Below are 5,819 nucleotides of genomic sequence, written 5' to 3' on the forward strand. Positions count from 1 at the left end.
GCCGCACACCCCCCTGGCGACGGCCCGGGCCAGGGGGGTGTCGGACGTGAAGAAGGGCTGGTTCACATTGGCCACCATGCCGCGGATCCAGGTGCGGGTGGCGGCATCACCGTTGAGGATCATGCGGCTGGCCACCAGCGACTGGTTGTAGGGACTCTTGCGTTCCCGCAGGCAGAGCTTGCCTTTGAGGGCCGGCTTGGCCAGGTCGGCATAGGTGCGGATCGTGGCGGGATTCACCAGCTTCGGGTTGACCACCACGGCCCGCACACGCCGCGTCAGGCCATACCAGCGGCCCTGGGAGTCGCGCAGGTTGGCGGGCACGTCCCGTTGCAGGGCGGCGGAACGGACGGGCTGAAACAGGCCCTGGTCGGTGGCGGCGTCGAGGCGGGCGGCGTCGACGAGCACCAGCACATCGGCGGGGCTGTTCCTGCCCTCACTCTTGAGGCGCTCCAGCAGGGCGTCGTCCTTGGCCTCCAGCACGTTCACCTTGATGCCAGTGCGGGCGGTGAACTGGCGGTAGAGCTCCTTGTCGGTGTTGTAGTGCCGGCCGGAATACACGCCGATGGTGGTGCCGGCCTGGGCGAGGGCGGGAGCCGTGTCCTGGGACTGGCCGCTGGCCGGCAGGGTGCCGCTGCCGAAGAAGGCCAGAACTGCTGCCCCCACGGCAGCGGATCCGGCGGCGGGAAGCCAGAGACGACGAAGGGGGAGCCTGGAGCTGGGCATCGGGGGGAACGGGCGTGTGCCCGGACCCTATGAGGGCCCCCCAGTGGCAGACGGAACAAACGACGCGAAGCCGCGTATCAATGCTTACGTTTCAGTGCTTACGCCTCAGTAGGACGTGGAGCGCCGCACCGGGATCAGGGCGGGCTGCATCAGGCCACCGCCGCCGTTGTCGTCGTCGGAATCCATCGCCATCCACAACACCAGACCGAGAAGGGCGAGAACGCCCGTCATCAGGAGGAACTCGGTCATGGGAAAGGGTCGTAGGCCGCCACCCTAGCTGCGCTGGCCGGTGGTTCCGTAGTGGTTGCAGCATTCCGGCCCAAACGGAAGGGGGGCGCTCAGGCGAAGCCCTTGCCCGCCTCCCTGGCCACACAGGCCTGGAGTTGCTGGCGCAGCCGCTTGTGGTCGAGGTCCTTGCCGATCAGCACCAGCTGGTTCTTGCGCTCCCCCGGCCAGTCGCTGTCGTCGATGGAGAAGCGCTTGCCGGCCAGGTGGAAGACGTGGCGGCGCTCGCTTTCGTTGAACCAGAGGATGCCCTTGGCGCGGAAGACCCCGGCCGGCATCTGGTTGTCGAGGAAGTTCTGGAACTTGCGCAGCGAGAGGGGGCCGTCGCTGCTGAAGGACAGGGAGGTGAAGCCCTCGATCGCCTGGTGGTCCGGATGGCCGCCATGGTCGTGGCTGTGATCGTGGTCGTGGCTATGGCCGTGGTGATGGGCCGCGGCCTCCGGTTCGTGCTCGCAGTGACCGTGGTCGTGATCGCAGTGGCTGTGGTCCTCGCTGCCGTGATCGTGGTGATGGCCGTGATCGTGGCTGGGGGCGGCTGGGGCCTGCTGCTGGGCCACCACCTTGTCGGTCTCGAATAGGCCCACACTCAGCAGCAGCGGCAGGGGCACCGCCCCCTTCACCGAGCGCAGGATGCGGGCCTCGCTCTTGATCGCCCGCAGCTCGGCCTCCAGCTGCTCCAGCCGCTCCTCGCTGACCAGGTCGCACTTGTTGAGCAGGATCATGTCGCCGTAGACGATCTGGGAGCGGCCCACCTCCCCCTGCAGCGTCTCGGCGCCGAAGTTCTCCGCGTCCACCAGGGTGATGATCGAATCGAGCCGGGTCAGGTCGCGCAGGTCGCTGCCGAGGAAGGTCATGGCCACGGGCAGCGGGTCGGCCAGGCCGGTGGTTTCGACCACCAGGTAGTCGACCGGCTCGGGGCGCTCCAGCACCCGGTAGACCGCCTCCAGCAGCTCGCCGTTGATCGAGCAGCAGTTGCAGCCGTTGCTCAGTTCCACCATGTCGTCGCCGGTGGCCACGATCAGCTCGTTGTCGATGCCGATCTCGCCGAATTCATTCACCAGCACGGCGGTCTTGACGCCCTCCTGGTTGGTGAGGATGTGGTTGAGCAGGGTGGTCTTGCCCGCCCCCAGGAACCCGGTGAGGATCGTCACCGGCACGGAGATCGGCCTGGCCTCGCTGACCGCGGCCGCCGTAGTCGGGGCATCCAGGTTCGTGCTGGTCATGGGGAGCGGCGAAGGCGTTGTGGGGATTCTGACGGCGCGGCCACCCCACCAGCGCCGTAAAGACTGCTGGAATGGCGGTCGACGAACCCGGTCCATGAACCCCAGCGAAGCCTTCGCCGCCATCGGCCTTGCCGCCGTGGCCTGCGATGGCGCCCTCGACGCCGATGAGGCCGCCATGCTGCGTCAGCTGCTGGAGGTGCGATCGCCCTACAGCAACCTCGGCGAAGCCGTGATGGGGGCGATGTTCGACGGCCTGCTGGGGCGGTTGCGCACCGGCGGCTGGGAGACCCTGCTGATGGAGGCCGCGCCGGTGCTGAGCCCCGCCCAGCAGGAGACGGCCTACGCGATGGCGGCCCTGCTGGTGCACACCAACCGCAGCTTTAAGCCGGTGGAGCAGCAGATGCTGAAGCGGCTGGGGGAACTGATCAGCGTGACGCCCGAACGCTGCAGCCAGATCCTCGATGTGATGGCGGTGCTGCACCGCGACAGCCTCAGGACCTGAGGCCCCGGCAGCGCTCGCACAGGCCGAAGAATTCCAGGGTGTGATACAGCGGCAGGAAGTCGCCCAGCTCCTGCTTCGGCAGGGGCAGGCCGTGCACCGGGCAGTGGCTGAGCACCCGGGTGCTGCCGCAGTCGACGCAGGTGAGGTGGTGCTCGTCCCGTTCCGTCGGGGCGTAAAGGGCCTCGCCGCTGGGCAGGTGGCGGCAGCGCACCAGGCCCCGCTGCTGCAGCTGGCGCAGGTGGCGGTAGACGGTGGCCAGGCCCATGGCGGCGGGGCTGCTGCGCAGCCGGGCGTGCAGATCCTGGCCGCTCAGCTCCCCGTCGGCCTGGCGCAGCTCCGCCAGCAGGGAGGCCTGGCGGGGGGGGAGATCGGGGGCGGAAGGGGCCTGCATGATCCCGTTTCTACCCTGCCGGCAGCCAGATGGCCTGGAGGGCCTCCTGCTGGAGGGGCACGGGGGTGAGGTTGGTGGCCTCGATCAGCACCACCTGCGCCGGAGCTGGAGCCCCCTGGCCCTGTTCCAGCGGGCGCAGCACCACGGCCAGGCGGTCGCTGGTGGGGTCGTAGCTGAGGCCGGTGCCGGGTTCCAGCTCCCAGCGGCTCAGGCGCCGCTGGGCCAGCACGGTGCCGCGGCGATCGAGGCTGATCAGGGTGAGGGACGGGCGGCCCACCCCTTCGACGAGCAGCGCCCAGACCCGCTCGCCGCCGCGGCTGCAGGCCGTGGCCACCAGGGCCTGGGGGCCGATCCAGAGCTGGCGCGGGGCCAGACCCGGCTCCACCAGCTCCAGGGAACGGCGGAAATCGGGCCAGTGGCGCACCAGCAGCGCCCGCCCCGCCCGGGGACAGAAGCTGCTCAGGTCGCGACTGCCGGGCAGGGTCTGGCGGCGGGGCGTCCGGGGCGGCAGGTCCTGCAGGCTGAGGCCATCGATCTCCGGCACCACCGCCGAACCGCCCTCCGGCAGCAGCCGCACCGCACCGCTGGCCTCCAGCGGCAGCCGGCTGGGGCCGCCCCTGGAGGGCCAGAGCTGGAGGCTCACCTGGTCGGGCTGTTCACCACCCGCCTGCACCAGCAGGTCGCCGCGGCGGTTGCCGCTGATGTGGGCGAAGACCATGTCAGCGGGGCCGAGGGGCTCGGGCGCGCCGGCCAGCACGGGGCTGGCCGCCGCGTTGCCCTGGCGGCCCAGGGGGCGCAGGGGCTGCTGGCGCAGGGGCACCCGCCAGACCCGGAAGCGGCCGGCCTCGGAGCGGGCCACCACCGCCACGGCCTCGCCGTTGCCGAGGGGCTCGAGCATGGTGATCCGCGGCCAGACCGGCGTGATTGGCTGCCAGCGGCCGTCGTGCTCCCGCAGTTGCACCTGCTCGCCGGCGCCCACCGGCACCACCGCCAGCAGCCGGGGCCGCGGATCCCACTGCCAGCGCTGGGGGGGCAGGGCCAGCCCGCGGCGATCACGGCCGGCCAGCTGCAGTAGCAGGGGGGAGCGGATCCGCTGGTCGGGGGAGAGGTTCAGCAGCAGGGTGTCGCCGTCGCCGAGCCAGCGGTGGGCCAGGGGCGGGGCGAGGCGGCTGCCGGCCTGGAGGCTGGCCGGGTCCATGGGCCGGCTGAAGCGGGCCTGCAGGGCGGCGGGACCGGAGCTGGCGCCCACCGGCGTGAGCCGCTCGAGCCGGGGCGGGTGGTTCAGCAGCAGCTGCTGCTGGACGAGGGCCAGCAGGGCCGCCAGGCCCAGGGTGAGGGGCAGGGGCCGGGCCCAGGGGAGGCGGGAGAGGGGGCTCATGGCTCCAGGGGCCGGGCGGGCCGGGGAATGGGCCGGATACGGCTGGGAACCACCTCCAGCCGCTCGCCGCCGCCGGGGGCGGGCTTGAGGCCCATCACCCCGTCGATGGCCAGCCACTGGTCGGCGGGGAAGGGGGCCTGGCCGGCGGGCCAGTGGACGGGAAGGCCCACCGGGGAGGCATCGGCCAGGCAGCAGCGCACCAGCAGGCGGGCCAGCTGGGGCGGTTCGCCCTCCATCGGCAGCACGAAGCCGCTGATGCGCACCGGATCGCCGGCGAACAGCTTGGGGTCGGGCTGGCTGCGCAGCAGCCGCACCCAGTCGGTGAGGCTGCGCTGGGCGGGCGGCAGCACGAAGCTGAGCTCGCTTTCGGCGGTCTCGTCGCGGGGGCGCTGGCCGGCCAGATCGGCGAAGGAGGGGGCCGGCGGCAGCAGCAGCACCAGCAGGGCGATGGCGGCGGTGAGCAGCAGGGTGCGGGCCTGGCGCCGGTCGCCCCGCTCCTGCCGGCCGGCGCCGAAGGCCAGGCGCAGCTGCAGCAGGGCGACGAGCAGCAGCAGCAGGCCGGCCAGGGCCACCAGGGGGTGGAACACGGCCCGCAGGAGCAGGTCGAGGCGGCCGTCGACACTGCTGACGAGCAGCACCAGGGACCAGAGGCCGAGGCTGGCGGCGCGCCAGAGGGCGGCCCGCTGCAGGAGGGGGGGAGTCACAGGCGCCACAGGTTCACCCACTGGCCGATCAGCAGCACCATCAGGGCGGCCCCGGCGGTGGTGAGCACCAGGCCCCGGGGGCGGAACAGCAGCCCGAGCAGGCTGACCAGCTTGAGGTCGATCACCGGGCCCAGGAGCAGGAAGGCGAGCAGGGCCCCGGGGGTGACCTGGGCGGCGAAGCTGAGGGCCAGGAACGCATCCACGCTCGAGCACACCGACACCACCAGGGCCAGCAGCATCAGGGCCAGGATCGAGAGGGTGGGGGCGCCGCCCACCGCCAGCAGCCAGCTGCGGGGCACGAAGGATTGCACCAGGGCGGCGATGACGCTGCCCATCACCAGCAGCAGCGAGAGATAGAGGAATTCCTGACTGGCGTGCTTCATCAGCTCGGCCAGGGGCGGCCGGACCGGGGCGGCCTCGGCGCTGAGGGCCGACGGCGGCGGCGCCCCCACCAGGCCGCTGGAGCGCTCCAGCAGCCCCACCGCCGCCAGGGGCTGGTGCAGGCGCCGTTCGGCCAGCAGGTCGGCCTGCAGGAGTAGGGGTTCGCCCACCAGGCCCAGCAGCAGGGCCAGGCCCACGGCCACGACAACGGCGCCGATGGGACGGGCCAGCA

General features: G+C 72.0%; 8 protein-coding genes. 1 reads left to right on the forward strand and 7 read right to left on the reverse strand.

Annotated features, from left to right (window positions below):
• The 3 genes from KBZ04_RS13700 to KBZ04_RS13710 all read right to left on the reverse strand — a co-directional run.
• The coding region (locus KBZ04_RS13700; protein WP_254992462.1) for an extracellular solute-binding protein at positions 1 to 723 on the reverse strand (723 nt) is incomplete at its 3' end.
• 105 nt (positions 724 to 828) lie between these two features.
• On the reverse strand, positions 829 to 972 hold the full coding sequence (locus KBZ04_RS13705) for a hypothetical protein (protein ID WP_254962945.1): 144 nt from the start codon (positions 970 to 972) through the stop codon (positions 829 to 831).
• Between the two features lie 89 nt (positions 973 to 1,061).
• Positions 1,062 to 2,231 carry a CobW family GTP-binding protein gene (locus KBZ04_RS13710; protein WP_254992463.1) on the reverse strand — a complete coding sequence of 390 codons (1,170 nt, stop codon included), beginning with the start codon at positions 2,229 to 2,231 and terminating at the stop codon, positions 1,062 to 1,064.
• Positions 2,232 to 2,325: 94 nt separating this feature from the next.
• On the opposite strand from KBZ04_RS13710, the gene KBZ04_RS13715 reads away from it, so the two are divergent.
• Positions 2,326 to 2,733 carry a tellurite resistance TerB family protein gene (locus KBZ04_RS13715; protein WP_254992464.1) on the forward strand — a complete coding sequence of 136 codons (408 nt, stop codon included), beginning with the start codon at positions 2,326 to 2,328 and terminating at the stop codon, positions 2,731 to 2,733.
• On the opposite strand, the gene KBZ04_RS13720 is transcribed toward KBZ04_RS13715, so the two are convergent.
• The 4 genes from KBZ04_RS13720 to KBZ04_RS13735 all read right to left on the reverse strand — a co-directional run.
• On the reverse strand, positions 2,723 to 3,124 hold the full coding sequence (locus tag KBZ04_RS13720) for a transcriptional repressor (protein ID WP_254992465.1): 402 nt from the start codon (positions 3,122 to 3,124) through the stop codon (positions 2,723 to 2,725). The two genes, KBZ04_RS13715 and KBZ04_RS13720, sit on opposite strands and share 11 nt — an antisense overlap.
• 10 nt (positions 3,125 to 3,134) lie before the next feature.
• Positions 3,135 to 4,502 (reverse strand): hypothetical protein, encoded by a 1,368-nt coding sequence (locus KBZ04_RS13725; protein WP_254992466.1) that lies wholly within the window; start codon positions 4,500 to 4,502, stop codon positions 3,135 to 3,137.
• Positions 4,499 to 5,206: a TIGR03943 family putative permease subunit gene (locus tag KBZ04_RS13730; protein WP_254992467.1), complete on the reverse strand. Its 708-nt coding sequence runs from the start codon at positions 5,204 to 5,206 to the stop codon at positions 4,499 to 4,501. The genes KBZ04_RS13725 and KBZ04_RS13730 overlap by 4 nt, the downstream gene beginning before the upstream one ends.
• Positions 5,203 to 5,819: permease (locus KBZ04_RS13735; protein ID WP_254992468.1), on the reverse strand; the 617-nt coding region annotated here is incomplete at its 5' end. The genes KBZ04_RS13730 and KBZ04_RS13735, both read right to left, overlap by 4 nt.

Source organism: Cyanobium sp. N5-Cardenillas, from assembly GCF_024345515.1.
Taxonomy (GTDB): domain Bacteria; phylum Cyanobacteriota; class Cyanobacteriia; order PCC-6307; family Cyanobiaceae; genus Cyanobium.

Excerpts from the sequence above, each read along its gene's own strand:
- KBZ04_RS13705 (WP_254962945.1), bottom strand. The coding sequence starts at position 972 with ATGACCGAGTTCCTCCTGATGACGGGCGTTCTCGCCCTTCTCGGTCTG.
- KBZ04_RS13725 (WP_254992466.1), bottom strand. The coding sequence starts at position 4,502 with ATGAGCCCCCTCTCCCGCCTCCCCTGGGCCCGGCCCCTGCCCCTCACC.
- KBZ04_RS13715 (WP_254992464.1), top strand. The coding sequence starts at position 2,326 with ATGAACCCCAGCGAAGCCTTCGCCGCCATCGGCCTTGCCGCCGTGGCC.
- KBZ04_RS13710 (WP_254992463.1), bottom strand. The coding sequence starts at position 2,231 with ATGACCAGCACGAACCTGGATGCCCCGACTACGGCGGCCGCGGTCAGC.
- KBZ04_RS13720 (WP_254992465.1), bottom strand. The coding sequence starts at position 3,124 with ATGCAGGCCCCTTCCGCCCCCGATCTCCCCCCCCGCCAGGCCTCCCTG.